This is a genomic window from Alteromonas sp. V450, assembly GCF_001885075.1.
Classification (GTDB): Bacteria; Pseudomonadota; Gammaproteobacteria; order Enterobacterales; family Alteromonadaceae; genus Alteromonas.
Map to the genome: position 1 here is coordinate 2,937,817 of NZ_MODU01000004.1, position 21,091 is coordinate 2,958,907.

General features: G+C 45.7%; 15 protein-coding genes and 1 tRNA gene. 2 read left to right on the top strand and 14 right to left on the bottom strand.

What is annotated here, in order from left to right; genetic code table 11:
- Positions 1-152 precede the first annotated feature (152 nt).
- A complete protein-coding gene (locus BK026_RS12790) occupies positions 153-425 on the top strand; it encodes a hypothetical protein (RefSeq protein WP_071816172.1) in 273 nt (90 codons plus the stop codon).
- A gap of 27 nt (positions 426-452) precedes the next feature.
- On the top strand, positions 453-1,343 hold the full coding sequence (locus BK026_RS12795) for a TraB/GumN family protein (protein ID WP_071816173.1): 891 nt from the start codon (positions 453-455) through the stop codon (positions 1,341-1,343).
- 474 nt (positions 1,344-1,817) lie between these two features.
- On the opposite strand, the gene tuf is transcribed toward BK026_RS12795, so the two are convergent.
- The 14 genes from tuf to BK026_RS12870 form a co-directional block, all read right to left on the bottom strand.
- Positions 1,818-3,002 (bottom strand): elongation factor Tu, encoded by a 1,185-nt coding sequence (gene tuf / locus BK026_RS12805; protein ID WP_071816175.1) that lies wholly within the window; start codon positions 3,000-3,002, stop codon positions 1,818-1,820.
- A 63-nt stretch (positions 3,003-3,065) separates the two neighbouring features.
- Positions 3,066-5,168: an elongation factor G gene (fusA, locus tag BK026_RS12810; RefSeq protein WP_071816176.1), complete on the bottom strand. Its 2,103-nt coding sequence runs from the start codon at positions 5,166-5,168 to the stop codon at positions 3,066-3,068.
- A gap of 27 nt (positions 5,169-5,195) precedes the next feature.
- Positions 5,196-5,666 carry a 30S ribosomal protein S7 gene (rpsG, locus tag BK026_RS12815; RefSeq protein WP_014951036.1) on the bottom strand — a complete coding sequence of 157 codons (471 nt, stop codon included), beginning with the start codon at positions 5,664-5,666 and terminating at the stop codon, positions 5,196-5,198.
- 75 nt (positions 5,667-5,741) lie between these two features.
- Positions 5,742-6,116 (bottom strand): 30S ribosomal protein S12, encoded by a 375-nt coding sequence (gene rpsL / locus BK026_RS12820; protein WP_014951037.1) that lies wholly within the window; start codon positions 6,114-6,116, stop codon positions 5,742-5,744.
- 308 nt (positions 6,117-6,424) lie between these two features.
- Entirely contained in the window at positions 6,425-10,597 is a 4,173-nt protein-coding gene (gene rpoC, locus BK026_RS12825; protein WP_071816177.1) for a DNA-directed RNA polymerase subunit beta', read from the bottom strand.
- An 81-nt stretch (positions 10,598-10,678) separates the two neighbouring features.
- Complete coding sequence (gene rpoB / locus BK026_RS12830) at positions 10,679-14,707, bottom strand: DNA-directed RNA polymerase subunit beta (protein WP_083575087.1); 4,029 nt, start codon at positions 14,705-14,707, stop codon at positions 10,679-10,681.
- Between the two features lie 325 nt (positions 14,708-15,032).
- A complete protein-coding gene (rplL, locus tag BK026_RS12835; protein WP_071816179.1) occupies positions 15,033-15,410 on the bottom strand; it encodes a 50S ribosomal protein L7/L12 in 378 nt (125 codons plus the stop codon).
- Positions 15,411-15,467: 57 nt separating this feature from the next.
- Complete coding sequence (gene rplJ, locus BK026_RS12840; protein WP_071817642.1) at positions 15,468-15,986, bottom strand: 50S ribosomal protein L10; 519 nt, start codon at positions 15,984-15,986, stop codon at positions 15,468-15,470.
- Positions 15,987-16,292: 306 nt separating this feature from the next.
- Positions 16,293-16,988, bottom strand: a complete 696-nt coding sequence (gene rplA / locus BK026_RS12845; protein WP_014951042.1) for a 50S ribosomal protein L1 — start codon at positions 16,986-16,988, stop codon at positions 16,293-16,295.
- Between the two features lie 4 nt (positions 16,989-16,992).
- Positions 16,993-17,421, bottom strand: coding sequence for a 50S ribosomal protein L11 (gene rplK, locus BK026_RS12850; protein ID WP_014951043.1), 429 nt, complete (start codon positions 17,419-17,421; stop codon positions 16,993-16,995).
- Between the two features lie 234 nt (positions 17,422-17,655).
- A complete protein-coding gene (gene nusG / locus BK026_RS12855) occupies positions 17,656-18,207 on the bottom strand; it encodes a transcription termination/antitermination protein NusG (protein WP_071816180.1) in 552 nt (183 codons plus the stop codon).
- A 4-nt stretch (positions 18,208-18,211) separates the two neighbouring features.
- Positions 18,212-18,589 (bottom strand): preprotein translocase subunit SecE, encoded by a 378-nt coding sequence (gene secE, locus BK026_RS12860; RefSeq protein ID WP_014951045.1) that lies wholly within the window; start codon positions 18,587-18,589, stop codon positions 18,212-18,214.
- A gap of 80 nt (positions 18,590-18,669) precedes the next feature.
- A tRNA-Trp gene (locus tag BK026_RS12865) sits at positions 18,670-18,746 on the bottom strand.
- A gap of 167 nt (positions 18,747-18,913) precedes the next feature.
- Positions 18,914-20,755, bottom strand: a complete 1,842-nt coding sequence (locus tag BK026_RS12870) for an ABC transporter ATP-binding protein (RefSeq protein ID WP_071816181.1) — start codon at positions 20,753-20,755, stop codon at positions 18,914-18,916.
- Between the last annotated feature and the right edge of the window lie 336 nt (positions 20,756-21,091).

Sequence of the window (21,091 nt, forward strand, 5' to 3'; positions counted from 1 at the left end):
ATTATTATATTTCAATACCTTGAGAAATTTAATTTAGCATTTTTCTTATAAATAAAAGTATAAGGCTTTCATAAGAGAACATTTTGTTTCGAGTCGCTATTGTTTAAATCGTTCTCAAACGACAACGTAAATACACAGCCAGGAGACACCACATGAAACAAGTAAATATTAAAGCGTTTTCTTTTTGCTTATTACTTTTATCTGCGAGTAGCTACGCCGGAGTAAATAGCGAAGGAAAAATGTCAGCAGCCGTAAATAACCATCAAGAAGATCAGTCTTTAATACAACAAAGCTCTGATATTATTGAAAAGCTAGATACAAAATTGAACCAAGAAATAAAAGTGCATGTTCAAAACATTGAAGACAGCTTAACAGACGCGTTATCGAATACTATTGCCCAATTAGCAAAGGCACTTACTAACTAATACCGGAATACATAAAGGAACCACACCATGAAAAATTTCTCATTACGTAAACTAGCTCTTGCTTTTGGATTTGCTGCAGCGACGTCATTTACCCAACATGCGTCGGCAGACGATGCACAAACTTCAGTATGGAAAGTGTCTAAAGGAGAAGACATTGTGTATGTAGGTGGAACCATCCACATTTTGCCAATATCTGAATTTCCACTCCCTGCCGATTTCACTGAAGTATATGAAAAAAGCGACACCCTAGTATTTGAGGTTAAATTGCCAGACCCTACGGATATTGCTGCTCAGCAGAAAATGATGTCTAAAGTTTCTTATAAAGAGGGAAAGACGCTAAAAGACGATGTATCAGAGGAAACGTATAATGCTCTTAACGCCTACCTTAGTAACTTTGGTGCAACCGCAGACCAACTCGCGCGCTTTAAACCTGGCATGATTGCGTCGATGCTAGTTTCAATGGAGGCGCAGCGGGTACAACTGGCAGGCGAAGGGGTTGATGCATACTTTGCGCAATTGGCAACACGAGATAGCAAACATACCGAATACCTTGAAACATTAGATTTTCAAATAGAAATGATGAGCAAGTTAGGTGAAGGCGAAGAGGACCGACTAATATCAGAAACGCTCCGTACACTACCCGAACTTAAGTCTATGCTTAGATCTACCATTGATGCATGGCGAAATGGTAATACCAAAAAGCTTGATGAGCTCGTTATCGATACATTTAAACGCGAGTCACCCACTTCATTCGAAGAAGTGTTTACTAAAAGAAATCACAATTGGGTACCACAAATAGAAGCTATGTTCGGCGATGACGATGCTGAGTTTGTACTCGTTGGTGCAGGACACCTTGTAGGCGAAGACAACGTATTAGCGCTGTTAGCTGAAAAAGGTTACACCATAGAACAGCTATAGCGATAAGTTTCCTTGGATGTTTTGGGCCGGTTTCACCGGCCTTTTTTATTTGTGGTATTTATTACTCAATCCATAAATAGAGCCTACGTTCATTTTTTGTCTCATCTTTTTTTAGTAAGCAGAAAAAGGGGCCAATATAAGCCGGTTATTCAACGAAGAACACGCAGAATAATGTATGCCGTTGCAAAGTCACTGATGGTCACAAGGGATGTAGTCGCTGTACCATTTCTTGAAAGCAGTAATGAGTTTACAGCGTGTTACCCCCCTCTCACCAAGCTTTAAAGAAGCCAAAGGGGTGGCGCTTATTCAATCTAGAACTCTCAGCTGCATGGATGCAGCTGCGAAGCCGCTAATACAAAAGCACAGATGGGTTTACGGCGTGTTTCGGAGGGCATACACTCACTCCCTTTCCAAAAGGCATAAAAAAAGCGCACCTAAGTGCGCTTTTTTGTACCTTATGTTGCTAAGTCTAGATTAGTCTAGGATCTTAGATACAACACCAGCACCTACTGTACGACCACCTTCACGGATTGCGAAACGAAGACCTTCTTCCATCGCGATCGGAGCAATTAGCTCAACTTTGAATTTAAGGTTGTCACCAGGCATTACCATTTCTACGCCTTCTGGAAGCTCTACAGCACCAGTTACGTCAGTTGTACGGAAGTAGAACTGTGGACGGTAGCCTTTGAAGAATGGAGTATGACGGCCACCTTCATCTTTAGATAGTACGTATACTTCTGCTTCGAAGTTAACGTGTGGCGTGATTGAACCAGGCTTAGCTAGTACTTGACCACGCTCAACTTCGTCACGCTTAGTACCACGTAGAAGAACACCAACGTTCTCACCCGCGCGGCCTTCGTCAAGAAGCTTACGGAACATCTCAACACCAGTACAAGTAGTCTTAGTAGTTTCTTTGATACCTACGATTTCTACTTCTTCACCAACTTTAACGATACCTTGCTCAACACGACCCGTTACAACAGTACCACGGCCTGAGATTGAGAATACGTCTTCGATTGGAAGAATGAACGGCTTGTCGATTGCACGCTCTGGCTCTGGGATGTATGAATCAAGCGCTTCACCAAGCTCGATGATTTTCTTTTCCCACTCTGCGTCGCCTTCAAGCGCTTTAAGAGCTGAACCTTGGATAACTGGTAGGTCATCACCTGGGAATTCGTATTCGTTAAGAAGTTCACGAACTTCCATTTCTACTAGCTCTAGAAGCTCTTCATCGTCAACCATGTCACACTTGTTCATGAATACGATAATGTAAGGAATACCAACCTGACGACCAAGTAGGATGTGCTCACGAGTCTGTGGCATAGGACCGTCAGTCGCAGCAACTACTAGGATACCACCGTCCATCTGAGCAGCACCAGTGATCATGTTTTTAACGTAATCAGCGTGTCCTGGGCAGTCTACGTGTGCGTAGTGACGAGTAGGAGTATCGTATTCTACGTGTGAAGTAGAGATGGTGATACCACGTGCTTTTTCTTCAGGCGCGTTATCGATTTGATCGAAAGCCTGAGCGTTACCACCGTAAGTCTTTGAAAGAACTGTAGTGATAGCTGCAGTTAGCGTAGTTTTACCGTGGTCAACGTGGCCGATTGTACCCACGTTTACGTGGGGTTTCGTACGTTCAAACTTTTCTTTTGCCATTTTTCTCGTTTCCTAAGTTAAAAGTCCGACCCACCAATAGACCGGACCGAACCTTCATTTAGATTAAATTCTAGATTCAATAATAGCCTGCGCCACATTGTTCGGCGCCTCAGAATAATTGAAGAACTCCATTGAGTATGAAGCACGACCTTGTGTTTGTGAACGCAAATCAGTTGCGTAGCCAAACATTTCTGAAAGCGGCACTTTTGCACGTATTATTTTAACACCTGCTACGCCATCTTCCATACCTTCGATCATGCCGCGGCGACGATTAATGTCACCAACAACATCACCCATCCAGTCTTCTGGAGTAGTCACTTCAACTTTCATTGTGGGTTCAAGTAACACCGGATTTGCTTCTGCGGCGCCTTTTTTGAAACCCATAGAGCCGGCGATCTTAAACGCCATTTCAGAAGAGTCAACATCATGGTATGAACCGTCAAACAGCGTAACCTTTACATCAAGTACCGGATACCCTGCAAGAACACCACTTCGCATCTGCTCCTGAATTCCTTTATCGACCGCTGGAATGAACTCTTTTGGTACAACACCACCGACGATTTCGTTCACAAATTCGTAGCCTGATCCTTCTTCTTGAGGCTCAATGCGTAGCCATACATGACCAAATTGGCCACGGCCGCCTGACTGACGAACGAACTTCCCTTCAACTTCAACAGATTTACGAAGGGTTTCACGATAAGCAACCTGAGGGTTACCTACGTTACATTCAACTTTAAATTCGCGCTTCATGCGGTCGACAATAATATCAAGGTGAAGTTCACCCATACCTGAGATTATCGTCTGACCTGTCTCGTCGTCAGTCTTCACTTTAAACGACGGATCTTCAGCTGCAAGCTTGCTTAGGGCAATGCCCATCTTCTCTTGGTCAGCTTGCGACTTAGGCTCAACCGCAATAGAAATTACCGGCTCTGGGAACTCCATACGCTCTAGCGTAATAACATGATTAGGATCACAAAGCGTATCACCGGTTGTTACATCTTTAAGGCCAATGGCCGCAGCGATGTCACCTGCACGTACTTCTTTAATTTCTTCACGGTCTTTCGCGTGCATCTGCACGATACGACCAAAGCGCTCACGCTTGCCCTTAACAGGGTTGTAAACCGTATCACCCGTGTTTACAACACCAGAGTAACAGCGGAAGAAGGTTAGCGTACCCACAAATGGGTCGGTCGCTATTTTAAATGCTAGCGCTGAAAACGGCTCATCGTCGCTTGAATGACGCTCTGCTTCTCTCTCGTCTTTGTCGTCAAGTACACCTGTGATGGCTTTAACTTCTGTTGGAGACGGAAGATAATGAATAACCGCGTCTAGTACTGCCTGAACACCTTTGTTTTTGAAGGCACTGCCACAGGTGGCAAGAACAATTTCGTTGTTCAGCGTACGCTGACGAAGGCCTGAACGAATTTCTTCCTCAGAAAGCTCTTCGCCTTCTAAGTATTTATTCATTAGCTCATCAGATGCTTCTGCAGCCGCTTCGATCATTTCTGTGCGGTACTGCTCAGCGGTATCTTTATATTCAGCCGGAATGTCTTCATAGGTAAATGTCATACCCATGTCTTCTTCATTCCAGTTGATGGCTTTCATCTTCACAAGGTCGATGACGCCATGGAAATTCTCTTCAGCGCCCATGTTGATTTGAATCGGAACACAGTTTGCGCCTAAACGCTTGCGGATTTGACCCACAACACGTTCAAAATCAGCGCCAGCCCGGTCCATTTTATTAACGAACACTAGGCGTGGCACTTGATATTTGTCAGCCTGTCGCCAGACTGTTTCTGATTGAGGTTCTACCCCAGAAGACCCACAGAAAACAACTACCGCACCGTCTAGTACACGCAATGAACGCTCTACTTCGATAGTAAAGTCAACGTGTCCAGGGGTGTCGATGATGTTGATCCTGTGTTGATCGAACTGTTGCTCCATACCAGACCAGAAACAAGTCGTTGCAGCAGACGTGATAGTAATACCACGCTCCTGCTCTTGCTCCATCCAGTCCATGGTAGCAGCACCATCGTGCACTTCACCGATTTTGTGAGACAGTCCTGTATAAAACAGAACACGCTCTGTGGTCGTGGTTTTACCCGCGTCCACGTGAGCCACAATACCAATATTGCGATAACGCTCAATCGAGGTCTTACGAGGCATAAATCTCTCTCAGTTAAATAACGTTGATTACCAACGGTAGTGAGCAAACGCTTTGTTTGCTTCGGCCATACGGTGAACGTCTTCACGTTTCTTAACCGCTGAACCTTTATTATCTGCTGCGTCTAGCATTTCAGCCGCTAGGCGTTGTGCCATAGACTTTTCGCCACGTTTACGTGCAGCTTCAACCATCCAACGCATACCTAGCGCGTTACGACGAACTGGACGTACTTCAACTGGAACCTGATAAGTTGAACCACCAACACGACGAGACTTAACCTCTACTGTTGGGCGGATGTTATCAAGCGCTTCCTCGAAGATATCTAGGTGTGCTTTGCCGGTTTTTTCAGCAACAATATCAAGCGCACCGTAAACGATTTTTTCAGCGACTGACTTTTTGCCGTCGAGCATTACGACATTCATGAATTTCGCAAGCAGTTGTGAACCAAATTTTGGCTCTGGTAGGATTTTACGTTGACCTACGACTCTTCTTCTTGGCATTTTCTATTCTCCGTATGAATTCAGGGAAAACCCAAAACTCTTAAACTTCAGTTTGGCCTTACTAACGGAGAACCGTTATGACTTAGGCTTCTTCGCGCCGTACTTAGAACGGGCTTGTTTACGATCGTTTACACCTGCGCAGTCAAGCGTACCGCGAACTGTGTGATAACGAACACCTGGTAGATCTTTAACACGACCACCACGGATAAGTACTACACTGTGCTCTTGTAGGTTGTGACCTTCACCACCGATGTATGAAGAAACTTCAAAACCGTTAGTTAGACGTACACGACATACTTTACGTAGTGCAGAGTTTGGTTTCTTAGGCGTAGTAGTATATACACGAGTACATACACCACGTCTTTGTGGACAAGCTTGTAGAGCAGCTACGTTGCTTTTTTCAACGGGCTTTCTACGCGGCTTGCGCACTAACTGGTTAACTGTTGCCATTAACTAGCTCCTGATTAAAAACTACGAAAACCCAATCACTGTGATTGGGTCCATATTAATGCGATTAATTGCTTAATCGCGCTTTTTGTGAACATTGTGCTCGTCAACATTCACTGAGCGCTGATACAAAAAACCGCGACCGTTTGTCGAGCCACTTGTTGGCTATCCAAAATCGGGTCGCGGAATATTAAAGATCATCGCTCTGACTGTCAAGGTGTACAAAGGTTAAGCAGTTAATTTATCTGCAATCTGTACAACATGACTGCCAAATTGTTAGGAGTACGTTAACGTACTCCTATGATCTTGCCTTATTCGGCAGTATCTTCGTCTGCACCAGCATTAAGCGCTTCGGTTAGTGCCTGTTCTGCTTCAGCAGCAGAAACTGACATTTCTTCGATTTGCTCTTTGCGACGTTGCGCACGGCGTTCGTGGTAAGCGAAACCTGTACCCGCTGGAATTAGTCGACCAACGATTACGTTTTCTTTCAGACCGCGTAGGTCATCTTCTTTACCTTGAACCGCAGCTTCAGTTAGAACACGTGTTGTTTCTTGGAACGATGCCGCTGAGATAAATGACTCAGTAGACAGTGACGCTTTAGTGATACCAAGCAGCTGTGTTTCGTACTGCGCTGGGATCTTGCCGTGTTTTTCAATTTCACGGTTAGCCACTTTAACGTTCGATACTTCAACCTGTTCGCCTTCAAGGAACTGCGTATCGCCTGGATTAGTGATAATGCACTTACGTAGCATCTGACGGATAACTACTTCAATGTGCTTATCGTTAATCTTAACACCCTGTAGACGGTAAACTTCCTGAACTTCGTTCACGATGTAGTTTGCTACAGCTGAGATACCACGTAGACGTAGGATATCGTGTGGAGACTCTGGACCATCAGCGATAACTTCGCCTTTTTCCACTTTCTCACCTTCGAACACGTTAAGCTGACGCCACTTAGGAATCATCTCTTCGTACGCGTCACCCTCAGCAGGTGTAATTACAAGACGCTTCTTACCTTTGGTCTCTTTACCGAAGCCGATAGTACCTGAGATTTCTGCAAGGATAGCAGGCTCTTTAGGCTTACGTGCTTCAAATAGGTCCGCAACGCGCGGTAGACCACCGGTGATATCACGAGTCTTCGAGCTTTCCTGAGGTATACGTGCTAGCACGTCACCTTCGTTAGCCACTTTGCCTTCTTTCGCTTCGATGGTGGTGAAGCTTGGAAGACGAATTTCTTGAAGACCGAACTCGTCGCTTTCAAGAATTAGCTTAGGCTCTTTAGAGTTTACTTTCGCAAGGTCTTTAACAACGATACGGGTTAGACCAGTAAGCTCGTCTTGCTGCATTTCGGTATTAGAGTCATCAATGTCTGCGAAGCTAATCTTAGCTGCACGTTCAGTGATGATTGGGTGACTATGCGGATCCCAGTTAGCAACAACGTCGCCAGCTGCAATAGTTGCACCGTCATCCACGCTAAGTACAGCACCGTAAGGTACTTTATAGCGCTCTTTCTCACGGCCTTGCTCGTCGATAACAGTAAGTTCTGTTGAACGAGAAACAATAACCACTTTGCCGTCAGAGTTACGTACGAATTTCGCATTGTGTAGCTTAAGGCTACCCGCCGTCTTAACTTGTACGCTATTCTCAGCAGATGCTCTTGATGCCGCACCACCGATGTGGAACGTACGCATGGTAAGCTGTGTACCTGGCTCACCGATTGACTGTGCTGCAATAACACCAACCGATTCACCGCTACCCACCATGTGACCACGTGCAAGGTCACGACCGTAACACTTAGCACAAACACCGAAGTCGTTGTCACAAGTGATTACCGAGCGAACCATAATTTGGTCAACTGAGTTAGCTTCAAGCATGTCTACTAACGCTTCGTCTAGAAGAACGTTACGCTCTACTAGTACTTCGTTAGTACCTGGCTTAAGTACATCTTCTGCTACCACACGACCTAGTACACGCTCGCGTAGTGGCTCAACAACGTCACCACCTTCGATTAGTGGTGTCATTTGAACACCTTCGAATGTGCCACAGTCGTCGTTAGTGATTACCAAGTCTTGTGCAACGTCTACTAGACGACGCGTTAGGTAACCCGAGTTAGCTGTCTTAAGTGCGGTATCAGCAAGACCTTTACGAGCACCGTGAGTTGAGATGAAGTACTGTAGTACGTTCAGACCTTCACGGAAGTTCGCCGTAATTGGGGTTTCGATGATTGAGCCATCTGGCTTAGCCATCAGACCACGCATACCAGCTAGCTGACGAATCTGAGCGGCACTACCACGAGCACCCGAGTCGGCCATCATGTAAACAGAGTTAAATGATGATTGCTCTTCTTCTTCGCCATCGCGGTTAATTACGATGTCAGTCTTAAGGTTATCCATCATGGCCTTAGCAACTTTTTCGTTGGCATTTGACCAGATATCGATAACTTTGTTGTAACGCTCACCCGCGGTAACAAGACCGTTTTGGAACTGTTCCTGAATTTCAATAACTTCTGCTTCCGCTGCATCAATGATGTCTTTCTTAGCAGCAGGGATAACCATATCGTCGATACCAACAGACGCACCCGCGATCATCGCGTAGTGGAAACCGGTATACATGATTTGGTCAGCAGCAATTACTGTGTCTTTCAGACCTAGCGTACGGTAACAAGCATTCAATAGTTTTGAGATTTGCTTCTTGCCCATCGCTTGGTTGATGATTTCAAACGGCAGACCCTTTGGAAGGATCAATGAGAAAATCGCACGACCAACAGTCGTGTCAGTTAGCGTTACTTTCTCAGTTTTGTTGCCATCTTCATCGATGTCATATTCAGTAATACGTACTTTAACGCGAGAGTGAAGCTCAGCATTACCTGTGCGGTATGCTTTTTCCGCTTCATTCGGGCTGGTAAATACCATGCCTTCGCCTAAGCCGTTTACTTTGTCACGCGTTAGGTAGTAAAGACCCAATACAACGTCCTGTGAAGGTACGATGATTGGCTCACCATTCGCAGGTGACAGAATGTTGTTCGTTGACATCATAAGTGCACGTGCTTCTAGCTGTGCTTCGATTGTCAACGGAACGTGTACCGCCATTTGGTCACCATCGAAGTCGGCGTTGTACGCCGCACACACTAGCGGGTGAAGCTGAATCGCTTTACCTTCAATTAGTGTTGGTTCGAATGCTTGGATACCCAAACGGTGAAGTGTAGGTGCACGGTTAAGTAGTACCGGGTGTTCGCGGATAACGTCGTCTAGTACGTCCCAAACCTCTGGTGCTTCGCGCTCTACAAGCTTCTTAGCAGCTTTAATTGTTGTCGCAAGACCACGACCTTCAAGCTTACCGTAGATAAACGGCTTAAATAGCTCAAGTGCCATCTTCTTAGGAAGACCACACTGGTGAAGACGTAGCGTAGGACCAACGGTAATTACAGAACGGCCTGAGTAGTCAACACGCTTACCAAGAAGGTTTTGACGGAAACGGCCTTGCTTACCTTTGATCATGTCTGCAAGCGACTTAAGTGGACGCTTGTTAGAACCGGTAATCGCACGACCACGACGTCCATTATCTAGAAGCGCATCAACAGACTCTTGAAGCATACGCTTTTCGTTGCGCACGATGATGTCTGGAGCAGCTAGGTCTAGAAGACGCTTAAGACGGTTGTTACGGTTAATAACACGACGGTATAGGTCGTTAAGGTCAGACGTTGCAAAACGGCCGCCGTCTAGGGGTACTAGAGGACGTAAATCTGGTGGAAGTACCGGAAGAACCGTCATGATCATCCACTCTGGCTTGTTACCAGACTGTTGGAATGACTCAAGCAACTTAAGACGCTTAGTAATTTTCTTGCGCTTAGTTTCAGAGTTAATTGAAGGCAGCTCTTCACGCATAGCCGCAACGTCTGCGTCTACGTCTAGTGCTGTAAGAAGATCGAATACTGCCTCAGCACCCATCTTCGCTTCAAACTCATCACCGTGCTCTTCAAGTGCATCCAAGTACTCTTCTTCGTTTAGAAGCTGGCTGCGCTCAAGCGTAGTCATACCTGGCTCTGTAACCACGTATGATTCAAAGTAAAGTACACGTTCAATATCACGAAGTGTCATATCAAGCATTAAGCCGATACGAGACGGAAGTGATTTAAGGAACCAAATGTGCGCAACAGGGCTAGCTAGTTCGATGTGACCCATACGCTCACGACGAACTTTAGTCAGTGTAACTTCAACGCCACACTTCTCACAGATAACACCACGGTGCTTAAGGCGCTTATACTTACCGCAAAGACACTCGTAGTCTTTAACCGGACCAAAGATACGCGCACAGAACAGACCGTCACGCTCAGGCTTGAACGTACGGTAGTTAATTGTTTCAGGCTTTTTAACTTCACCAAATGACCATGAACGGATCATGTCAGGTGAAGACAGACCGATTCGAATATTATCGAATTCTTCAGTCTTGTTTTGTTGCTTTAGAAACTTTAATAAGTCTTTCACATTACTCTCCCAGCGGAGTCAGTCTCTAGAGCCCGGCGCAAGCACCGGGCCATCTCATAACATTACGCGGCGATTGCCGTATTACTTTTCTTCAAGCTCGATGTTGATACCCAACGAGCGAATTTCTTTAAGTAGTACGTTGAATGACTCTGGCATGCCAGGCTCCATTCTGTGGTCGCCATCGACGATGTTCTTGTACATCTTGGTACGGCCGTTAACGTCATCTGACTTAACAGTAAGCATTTCCTGAAGGGTATATGCTGCACCGTATGCTTCAAGTGCCCACACTTCCATCTCACCGAAGCGCTGACCACCGAACTGTGCTTTACCACCAAGAGGCTGCTGTGTAACAAGGCTGTAAGAACCCGTAGAACGCGCGTGCATTTTGTCGTCTACTAAGTGGTTCAGTTTCAGCATGTACATGTAACCAACCGTAACTGGACGCTCAAATTCGCGACCGGTACGACCGTCAAACAAAGCAATCTGACCGCTTTCTGGAATATCCGCAAGCTTCAGCATTTCTTTGATTTCAGATTCACGAGCACCGTCGAATACAGGTGTTGCTACTGGAACACCCTTACGAAGGTTTTCCGCTAGACGACGAACTTCGTGGTCTGTGAAGCTATCGATGTCAACTTCTTGGTGATTCTCACCAAGCTCGTACACCTTCTTCAAGAAGTCACGTAATTCAGCCAGCTCGCGCTGCTCTTTAATCATGCGATCAATCTTCACACCAAGACCGTGTGCAGCCATACCCAAGTGGGTTTCTAGGATCTGACCGATGTTCATACGAGACGGTACACCTAGTGGGTTAAGAACGATATCTACCGGCGTACCGTTAGCATCGTATGGCATGTCTTCTACAGGCTGGATAGTCGAGATAACACCTTTGTTACCGTGACGACCGGCCATCTTATCACCCGGTTGGATATGACGCTTAACCGCAAGGTAAACCTTAACAATCTTAAGTACGCCAGGTGCTAGGTCATCGCCTTGTGTAATCTTGCGACGCTTCGCCTCAAACTTCTTATCGAAGTCTAATTTGATTTCAGCGTGCTGGTCAGCAATTTGATCTAGCTCTAGCTGCGCGTCTTCGCTGTTAAGTGCGATTTCAAACCACTTTTCACGCGGCAGGCTGTCAAGCTTAGCTTGGTCGACACCAGCACGGATTAGCGCAGTTTGTGCACGAGCAAAAATACCGTCTGCAAGAATTTCGAACTCGTCAGTAAGGTCTTTCTTAACCTGACGTAGCTGCATGTCTTCAATTTCAAGCGCGCGCTTGTCTTTCTCTACTCCATCACGAGTAAATACTTGAACGTCGATTACGGTACCGTGAACAGAATTAGGTACACGTAGAGACGTATCTTTCACGTCAGACGCTTTTTCACCGAAGATTGCACGCAGTAGTTTCTCTTCTGGCGTAAGCTGCGTTTCACCTTTAGGCGTTACTTTACCTACAAGGATGTCGCCACCTTTCACTTCCGCACCAATGTAAACAACACCTGATTCATCAAGCTTGCTTAGTGCAGATTCACCCACGTTCGGGATATCAGAAGAAATTTCTTCTGGCCCAAGCTTAGTATCACGGGCGATACAGCTAAGCTCTTGAATGTGGATAGTCGTAAAGCGGTCTTCCTGCGCTACACGCTCAGAAATAAGGATTGAATCCTCAAAGTTGTAACCATTCCACGGCATGAACGCGATACGCATGTTCTGACCAAGTGCAAGGTCACCTAGGTCTGTTGAAGGACCATCAGCTAGCACGTCGCCTGCAACAATCGGGTCGCCAACACTACAAGTAGGCTTCTGATTGATACATGTGTTTTGGTTAGAACGTGTGTACTTAGTCAGGTTGTAGATATCGATACCTGCTTCACCTGGAAGCATTTCATCTTCGTCTACCTTAATAACGATACGGCTGGCATCTACGTAATCAACCACACCACCACGCTTAGCAACTACAGTAACACCTGAGTCAACCGCGATAGTTCTTTCCATACCGGTACCAACTAGCGGCTTATCAGCGCGTAGTGTAGGTACTGCCTGACGTTGCATGTTCGCACCCATTAGTGCACGGTTCGCATCATCGTGCTCTAGGAATGGGATAATGCTTGCAGCAATTGAAACGATTTGCTGAGGCGAAACGTCCATGTATTTGATGTCTTCTTTAGGCATCAAAGTTGTTTCACCGCGGTGACGACATGGAATTAGGTCGTCAACCAATTCGCCAGCTTCAGTTAACGCGATGTTAGCCTGAGCGATTGCGAATTGACCTTCTTCAATTGCAGATAAGTAATCGATTTCGTCTGTCACCACGCCGTCAACAATGCGACGGAACGGTGTTTCTAGGAAACCGAAGTCATTGGTGCGCGCAAAGCTTGCCAATGAGTTAATTAGACCGATGTTCGGGCCTTCCGGCGTTTCGATTGGACATAGACGACCGTAGTGAGTCGGGTGTACGTCTCGAACTTCGAAGCCTGCACGTTCACGTGTAAGACCACCCGGGCCTAATGCAGAAATACGACGCTTATGCGTTACTTCTGATAGCGGGTTGTTTTGGTCCATGAACTGAGAAAGCTGAGATGAACCGAAGAACTCTTTAACCGCAGCCGAAATAGGCTTAGCGTTAATAAGATCCTGTGGCATCACGTTGTCTAGATCACCTAGGCTTAGGCGCTCTTTAACTGCACGCTCAACACGTACAAGGCCAACGCGGAATTGGTTCTCTGCCATTTCACCTACAGAACGGATACGACGGTTACCTAGGTGATCGATGTCATCTACTTCATCTTTACCGTCACGAATCATTATTAGCTGCTTCATTACAGAAATAATGTCTTCTTTGTCTAGTGTACCAGCACCAATTAGTTCCTCACGGCCAAGACGGCGGTTGAACTTCATGCGGCCAACAGAAGACAGGTCGTAACGTTCATCAGAGAAGAACAAGTTATCGAACAAGGTTTCAGCTGCATCTTTTGTTGGTGGCTCACCAGGACGCATCATACGGTAAATTTCAACTAGTGCTTCAAGGCGGTTAGTTGATGAATCGATACGTAGCGTATCTGAAATGTATGAACCGTGGTCAAGTTCGTTGATGTAAAGCGTTTCGAACTCTTTGATACCCGCTTGGCTAAGTGCCGCAAGGTTTTCAAGGGTTAGTTCGTCGTTCGCACTTACAATCACTTCGCCTGTGTCTTCGTTTACGTAAGTAGCTGCGTAAACACGGCCAATTAGGTAATCTGCGGGAACTTCAAGCTCTGTAAGACCGGCTTTTTCTAGTGCACGCGTGTGGCGCGCAGAAATACGACGTCCCGTTTCAACAACAACGTTGCCTTCACCGTCAATGATGTCAAAAGCAGCCGTCTCACCACGTAGGCGATCTGGAACCACTTCCATCATTAATTTGTCTTTGTCGATACGTACGCTTACTTTATCGAAGAATGTATCTAGGATTTCTTCTGATGACATTTCAAGTGCGCGTAAGATAATCGTTGCAGGCAACTTACGACGACGGTCAATACGTACGAATAGGTTATCTTTAGGGTCAAACTCGAAGTCTAACCACGAACCACGGTAAGGAATTACACGTGCGTTATAAAGCACTTTACCTGACGAGTGAGTTTTACCTTTGTCGTGATCAAAGAATACACCAGGTGAACGGTGTAGCTGTGACACGATAACACGCTCTGTACCATTGATAACGAACGTACCGTTCTCAGTCATCAATGGGATCTCGCCCATGTACACTTCTTGTTCTTTAATATCTTTTACGGTACCTGGCGCAGCGTCTTTATCGAACAACACTAACCGAAGTTTTACTCTTAACGGAGCAGAGAAAGTTACGCCGCGAATTTGACATTCTTTAACGTCGAAAACGGGCTCTCCCAGGCGGTAGCTTACATATTGAAGCTCTGAACTACCTGAGTAGCTTTTAATTGGAAAAACGGAACGAAATGCTGCTTCCAAACCGTATTGAGCTTCCGGATCGGTCTCAATAAACTTTTTGAAAGAATCAAGCTGAATTGAAAGAAGGTATGGAATTTCCAATACCTGTGGGCGTTTGCCAAAATCCTTACGGATACGTTTCTTTTCGCTATAAGAGTAAACCATGGGTTCCTCAGCCTGCTGATTTATGACCCAACCTGCTGCAAAATGCTTTAAAACGCGTGCTATGGGCTAAAAGCTACGTTTCAAATGGCGCACTAAGCAACAAACTTCCACAACCCTTTTTCGGGCAGATACACCAGCATACAACAAAATTTAACCAATTATTAGTTAACTTGTTGGATTTTTATGCTTTTTATGGGTATTTCCGAATGGCGCTTTGCGTAATGTAGTCAAGGGTTAGTTTCTACACACTATACAGCGCAAAAAGGCTGGTGGTTCAAAAAACCACCAGCCTTGCCGTCTCAGGCAATAATTTGGCTATGCCAAATTACTTGATTTCTACTTCTGCACCAGCTTCTTCAAGCTCTTTCTTAAGTGCTTCAGCTTCATCTTTGCTTACGCCTTCTTTGATAGCTTTAGGAGCAGATTCAACTACTTCTTTAGCTTCTTTAAGACCTAGGCCAGTCGCGCCGCGAACTGCTTTGATAACTGCAACTTTGTTGCCACCGAATGAAGTCATAACAACGTCGAATTCAGTCTTCTCTTCAGCTGCACCAGCGTCGCCGCCAGCAGCTGGACCAGCAACAGCAACAGCAGCTGCAGCAGATACGTTGAATTTCTCTTCAGCCGCTTCAATTAGTTCTACCAGTTCCATTACCGGCATTTCAGCGATTGCGTTTAAGATATCTTCTTTAGTTAGAGCCATGTTCTCTAAACTCCTGGGTATAAAATGTTAAAAAAATCAATATGCCAAAAACGCCAATTACTTGGTGTCTTTGACCGCCGCCAATACGCGCACAAACTTGCCAGGAACTTCGTTGATTGTTTGAACGAATTTCCCAACTGGTGCTTTGAAGGTTGCAAGTAGTTTCGCAAGCGCTTCGTCGCGGGTAGGTAGTGCTGCAACTGCGTCCAATTTCTCTGGACCAAGAAGACCGCTACCAATAGATAGTGCTGTAACTTTTAGCTTATCGTTCGTCTTACCGAAGTCTTTGAAAAGACGTGCCGCACCGCCTGGTGCGTCGATAGAGAAACCATAGATAAGCGGACCAGTTAAGGCGCTGTCTAAGTCTGCAAATTGACTGTCTGCTAGAGCACGCTTTGCAAGAGTGTTACGTACAACCTTTAGGTATACGCCTTGCTCACGAGCTTTAACACGAAGGTCAGTCAGTTCTGCAACTTCCATCCCACGGTATTCAGCAACGGCTACGGATAGAGCGCGAGACGCAACATCAGAAATTTCTGCTACGATCTCTTTTTTTGCTGCTAAACCTAGTGCCACTGAGTTCACCTCTTTGTATCTGACTTTGTTTGCGGTTACCCGCTTACGCCGTCAGGGTTCACAGATTGATACCAACCCTCATGGTTGATACCGCTCTACGGTGTTTGTTACCCCAGAGAGTCTGAGTCAAACCACCGTCTGCGCAGGTTGTTGTATTAAGCAGTGTGTTGACTGTGAAAGTTCTCTTACCTCTTTCACCACACCGCACCTGCGGTCTAGGACGGGAGCTGTTTATTAGCACTGCTAATTGTCACAGCTCCAACCCATAACCTTTAAGAGATTTCGATGAGCCTAAGCTCAGCGAAATTAAAGACCTACAGAAGCCTTATCAAGAGCAACACCAGCACCCATTGTCGTGCTTAGGCTGATCTTCTTGATGTATGTACCTTTAGCAGAAGAAGGCTTAGCTTTCTTCAATGCTTCAAGTAGCGCTTCAAGGTTTTCTTGAATTTGGTTCGCTTCGAACGCAATCTTACCGATGCTAGCGTGGATGATACCGTTCTTATCGTTACGGTAGCGTACCTGACCAGCTTTAGCGTTCTTAACTGCCGTTGCAACGTCAGGCGTTACAGTGCCAGTTTTAGGGTTAGGCATAAGGCCACGTGGACCTAAGATTTGACCTAGTTGACCAACAACACGCATCGCGTCTGGGCTAGCAACTACTACGTCAAAGTTCATTTCGCCTTTCTTAACTTGCTCAGCTAAGTCGTCCATACCAACGATGTCTGCACCAGCTTCTTTCGCTGCTTCAGCATTTGCACCTTGAGTAAATACTGCTACGCGAACGTCTTTACCAGTACCGTTAGGTAGTACAGTTGCACCACGAACGTTTTGGTCAGATTTCTTCGCATCGATACCAAGGTTAACAGATACGTCAACGCTTTCTGCGAACTTAGCTGTCGCTAGTTCTTTAAGAAGCGCTACTGCTTCGTTGATTTCGTACTCTTTAGTAGAGTCAACTTTGTCGCGGATTAGGCGAGCGCGTTTAGTTAATTTAGCCATTCGATTAGTCCTCTACGTTCAAGCCCATTGAGCGAGCAGAACCCGCGATAGTGCGTACCGCTGCATCTAGATCAGCTGCAGTAAGGTCTGGCTCTTTAGTTTTAGCAATCTCTTCCAACTGAGCGCGAGTAACTTTACCCACTTTTTCAGTGTTAGGACGGCCAGAACCGCTCTTGATGCCCGCTGCTTTCTTAAGCAGGTAAGACGCAGGAGGAGTCTTAGTTTCGAATGTGAAAGAACGATCTTCGTATACAGTAATTTCTACTGGTACTGGAGCGCCTTTCTCAAGGCTTTCTGTTTTCGCGTTGAAAGCCTTACAGAATTCCATGATGTTTACACCGTGTTGACCTAGTGCAGGACCAACCGGTGGACTTGGGTTAGCAGCGCCTGCTGCAACCTGAAGCTTAATAATACCGCTTACTTTTTTAGCCATTTTACATGCTCTCTTGTTTGGGTCTAACGCCTCGCAAATACAGAGATTATTTGCTCAATCGGCTTCCCGTTTCCGTTTAAAAGGGCGCGCATTATATAAGGTGATTAATCACTATGCAAGCCCTTGGATGATTAAAAAACGATCTTGTTGCAACCGCATATCGGTGTGATAGCGCAGGTTGTGTACTGAAATAAAAAAGCCTGCACTAAGCAGGCTTTTTTAAATATCACTTATTTAACCTTTTTCTACTTGGCCAAACTCTAATTCAACTGGCGTTGAGCGACCAAAAATAAGTACCGATACTTTTACGCGGCTCTTTTCGTAGTCTACTTCTTCTACCACGCCGTTAAAGTCTGCAAATGGACCATCGGTAACACGAATAACTTCGCCTGGCTCGAACAACGTCTTTGGTCTTGGCTTATCAACGTTTTCTTCAAGGCGATTTAAGATAGCATCCGCTTCTTTTTGCGTGATAGGCATAGGACGGTCAGATGTACCACCGATGAAACCCAATACGCGAGGAACGCTTTTCACCAAATGCCACGACTCTTCTGTCATTGCCATTTCTACCAAAACGTAACCCGGGTAGAATTTGCGCTCAGATTTACGTTTTTGACCCGCACGCATTTCCACTACTTCTTCAGTTGGTACGAGTACCTGACCAAAGTAGTCTTCCATGTTGTGCATTTTGATGTATTCAAGCAGGGTCTTCTTAACGCGAGCCTCATATTGTGAATAGGCTTGAACTACGTACCATCTTTTCTTTACTGCTTCTTCTTCAGACATACGCTTATGCTCCTATTCCGGTAATAAAGCCAACTACACGAACGATGATGCCGTCTAGTCCCCATAAAATTAGTGCCATAATCAAGGTCGCTGCAAGCACGATAAGTGTAGTTTGGTTCGCCTCTTGGCGAGTTGGCCACACAACCTTGCGAACTTCCGTGCGAGACTCTTTAGCAAAGCTCAAGAAGGTGCTACCTTTTTCGGTAGTTGCCGCGATAAAACCAGCAATACCAACAACTACAACAATCGCGATAGCGCGGTAAAGTACCGAGATCTCGCCGTACATTGTGTTAGCGGTTACTAAACCGGCCAGTAGTGCAAACACCACTACCCATTTAAACATGTCCAATGCATTGGACTGATTTTCCGTCTTTTCGCTCATGTTACGATCCTAGCACTACAGCGTCGTTGTTTTACGCATCTACTCAATGCGCAATTTAAAATTCTTAGTTTAAGTAAATTTGGCAGGGGTGGAGGGACTCGAACCCCCAACCATCGGTTTTGGAGACCGCTGTTCTACCAATTCGAACTACACCCCTGTGGTGTCTAAAAGACAAAATTTACTTACACTGCCCTTGTGAGTTGTGCGTCTTTTCTAAGGAAAGTGCGGTATCGCAAGGGAGGGACGCGTATTATACTTAACCACTTTCAAGATACAAGCGGTTTATCCATCCCATCTGCGATTGAACGCTAATTCACGCCTTACCTATTCAACGCCTATAAATCCGCCCGTTTGATGAGCCCACAGCTTGGCATAAATGCCATTGTGTGCAATCAACTCTGCATGCGTCCCCTGTTCTACAATGTTGCCCTTATCCAAAACAAGTAACCTGTCCATTTGTGCGATAGTAGACAGTCGGTGTGCAATAGCGAGTACTGTTTTGCCTTCCATGACCTTGTCTAAGCAGGCCTGAATAGCCGCTTCAACCTCTGAGTCTAGTGCAGATGTGGCTTCATCTAATACCAGTACGGGCGCATCTTTTAGTAATACACGAGCAATAGCAATGCGCTGACGCTGCCCACCGGAAAGCTTCACGCCTCGTTCACCCACGTGAGCGTCGTACCCTGTTCTACCATGACTATCGGTAAGGGTAAGAATAAAGTCGTGCGCTTCGGCCTGTTTTGCTGCCCGGATCATATCTGCTTCTGTCGCATCGGTTCGCCCGTAAAGAATATTGTCGCGTACCGAGCGGTGCATCAGCGAGGTATCTTGTGTCACCATGCTAATTTTAGCGCGAAGGGTCTCTTGACCTACTTCAGTAATATCTTGGCCGTCAATAATAATGCGCCCACTCTGGGTGTCGTAAAAACGCATGAGCAAATTAACCAGCGTCGATTTACCCGCGCCAGAACGCCCCACTAAGCCCACTTTTTCGCCGGGCTTAATGGTTAAATCCAAGTTGGTGAATACATCAATGGGTTTGTTGTCTGCACCTGAATAGGAAAAATGCACACTATCGAAATTAATCCCCCCGCCATTAACCTTTAACGCATTGGCCTTTGGCTTGTCTTTTACTGCAATAGGCTGCGCTAGTGTATTCATGCCGTCCTGCACCGTGCCTAAGTTTTCAAACAAACCTGATACTTCCCACATAACCCAGTGAGACATACCGTTTAATCGCAAACACAGACTAATAGCAATGGCGATATCGCCGGGGCTTGCAATGTTTTCCATCCATAAATACACAGACAGCGCGCCAACAGTGAAAATAAGAATGGCGTTAGCCATTTCTACACAGAATTCCAACACGGTAACCAAACGCATTTGCGGGTAAACCGTTTTAAGAAAACCATCCATACTTTCTTTGGCGTAATCCGCTTCGCGCCGACTATGTGAAAACAGCTTCACCGTTGTGATATTGGTATAGCTATCAACAATACGTCCTGTCATTAATGAGCGGGCGTCGGCTTGCTTTTGCGAGACTTCTTTTAGTTTAGGTACCAGCACCTTCAAAATACCGATATACACAAAAAACCATACGATTAGCGGCATAGCTAAGCGCCAGTCAGTGCTGAAAATAAGCACGACCATAGAAATAAAATAAACACTGATATACACCAGCAAGTCGAGAACCTTGGTCACGGTTTCTCGTACCGATAGCGCTGTCTGCATCACTTTGGTAGCCACACGGCCGGCAAACTCATCGTGGAAGAAGGTTAAACTTTGGCCAAGTAAATAACGATGTGCCTGCCATCTAATGCGCATGGGGTAGTTCCCCATCAAAGACTGACGAGAAAACAACGAGCGCAACAAAATAAACAATGGAATAAAAACGAGAACGGTTAACCCCATGCCAATTAGGGTAAATTTTTGGTCCGCTAAAAACGTGTCTCGATCCTGCTCAGAAAACCAGTCTACAAGCTGCCCCAAAAAACCAAACAGGGCGACTTCCAACATGGCGACAACTGCACTTAGTAAAGACACCGTTAAAATAACACCCCACATCCCGCTGGTGTAATATCTACAAAACGCGACAATGCCAGTAGGCGGTTGTGAAGGGGGTGTATCAGGGAAAGGCTGGGTAAGCTTTTCAAAAAATGAAAACATGCAGAACTCGCGACTAATTAAACAAGATACGCTGACGGCAGCGGGCTTTTCGACGAAATATGGGCTGCGATTGTGACAATGCGCAACACTCATTAGTTACGCAATTCTACACGATATGTTCATATTTTTGAGCGCTATCTGTTAAAAACGTAGCATTTAGCGAATGTTAAAAAAGCGTTAAGCGCACCTGTATTCACGACTAAGCCACTTCACGGGTCCAAAGCAAGACTTCATACTACGGTCTAAAATAAACGAAACCGAATATATCGCTTAAACGCCAACAAGAGCGTAATTCACAAATGTGCTCCCTCGCCTGTAATTGCAATAATTGCAAAA

Bases quoted from the DNA above. Each gene is read 5' to 3' on its own strand.
- BK026_RS12790 (WP_071816172.1), top strand. From the start codon at position 153: ATGAAACAAGTAAATATTAAAGCGTTTTCTTTTTGCTTATTACTTTTA.
- BK026_RS12795 (WP_071816173.1), top strand. From the start codon at position 453: ATGAAAAATTTCTCATTACGTAAACTAGCTCTTGCTTTTGGATTTGCT.
- tuf (WP_071816175.1), bottom strand. From the start codon at position 3,002: ATGGCAAAAGAAAAGTTTGAACGTACGAAACCCCACGTAAACGTGGGT.
- fusA (WP_071816176.1), bottom strand. From the start codon at position 5,168: ATGCCTCGTAAGACCTCGATTGAGCGTTATCGCAATATTGGTATTGTG.
- rpsG (WP_014951036.1), bottom strand. From the start codon at position 5,666: ATGCCAAGAAGAAGAGTCGTAGGTCAACGTAAAATCCTACCAGAGCCA.
- rpsL (WP_014951037.1), bottom strand. From the start codon at position 6,116: ATGGCAACAGTTAACCAGTTAGTGCGCAAGCCGCGTAGAAAGCCCGTT.
- rpoB (WP_083575087.1), bottom strand. From the start codon at position 14,707: ATGGTTTACTCTTATAGCGAAAAGAAACGTATCCGTAAGGATTTTGGC.
- rplL (WP_071816179.1), bottom strand. From the start codon at position 15,410: ATGGCTCTAACTAAAGAAGATATCTTAAACGCAATCGCTGAAATGCCG.
- rplA (WP_014951042.1), bottom strand. From the start codon at position 16,988: ATGGCTAAATTAACTAAACGCGCTCGCCTAATCCGCGACAAAGTTGAC.
- rplK (WP_014951043.1), bottom strand. From the start codon at position 17,421: ATGGCTAAAAAAGTAAGCGGTATTATTAAGCTTCAGGTTGCAGCAGGC.
- nusG (WP_071816180.1), bottom strand. From the start codon at position 18,207: ATGTCTGAAGAAGAAGCAGTAAAGAAAAGATGGTACGTAGTTCAAGCC.
- secE (WP_014951045.1), bottom strand. From the start codon at position 18,589: ATGAGCGAAAAGACGGAAAATCAGTCCAATGCATTGGACATGTTTAAA.
- BK026_RS12870 (WP_071816181.1), bottom strand. From the start codon at position 20,755: ATGTTTTCATTTTTTGAAAAGCTTACCCAGCCTTTCCCTGATACACCC.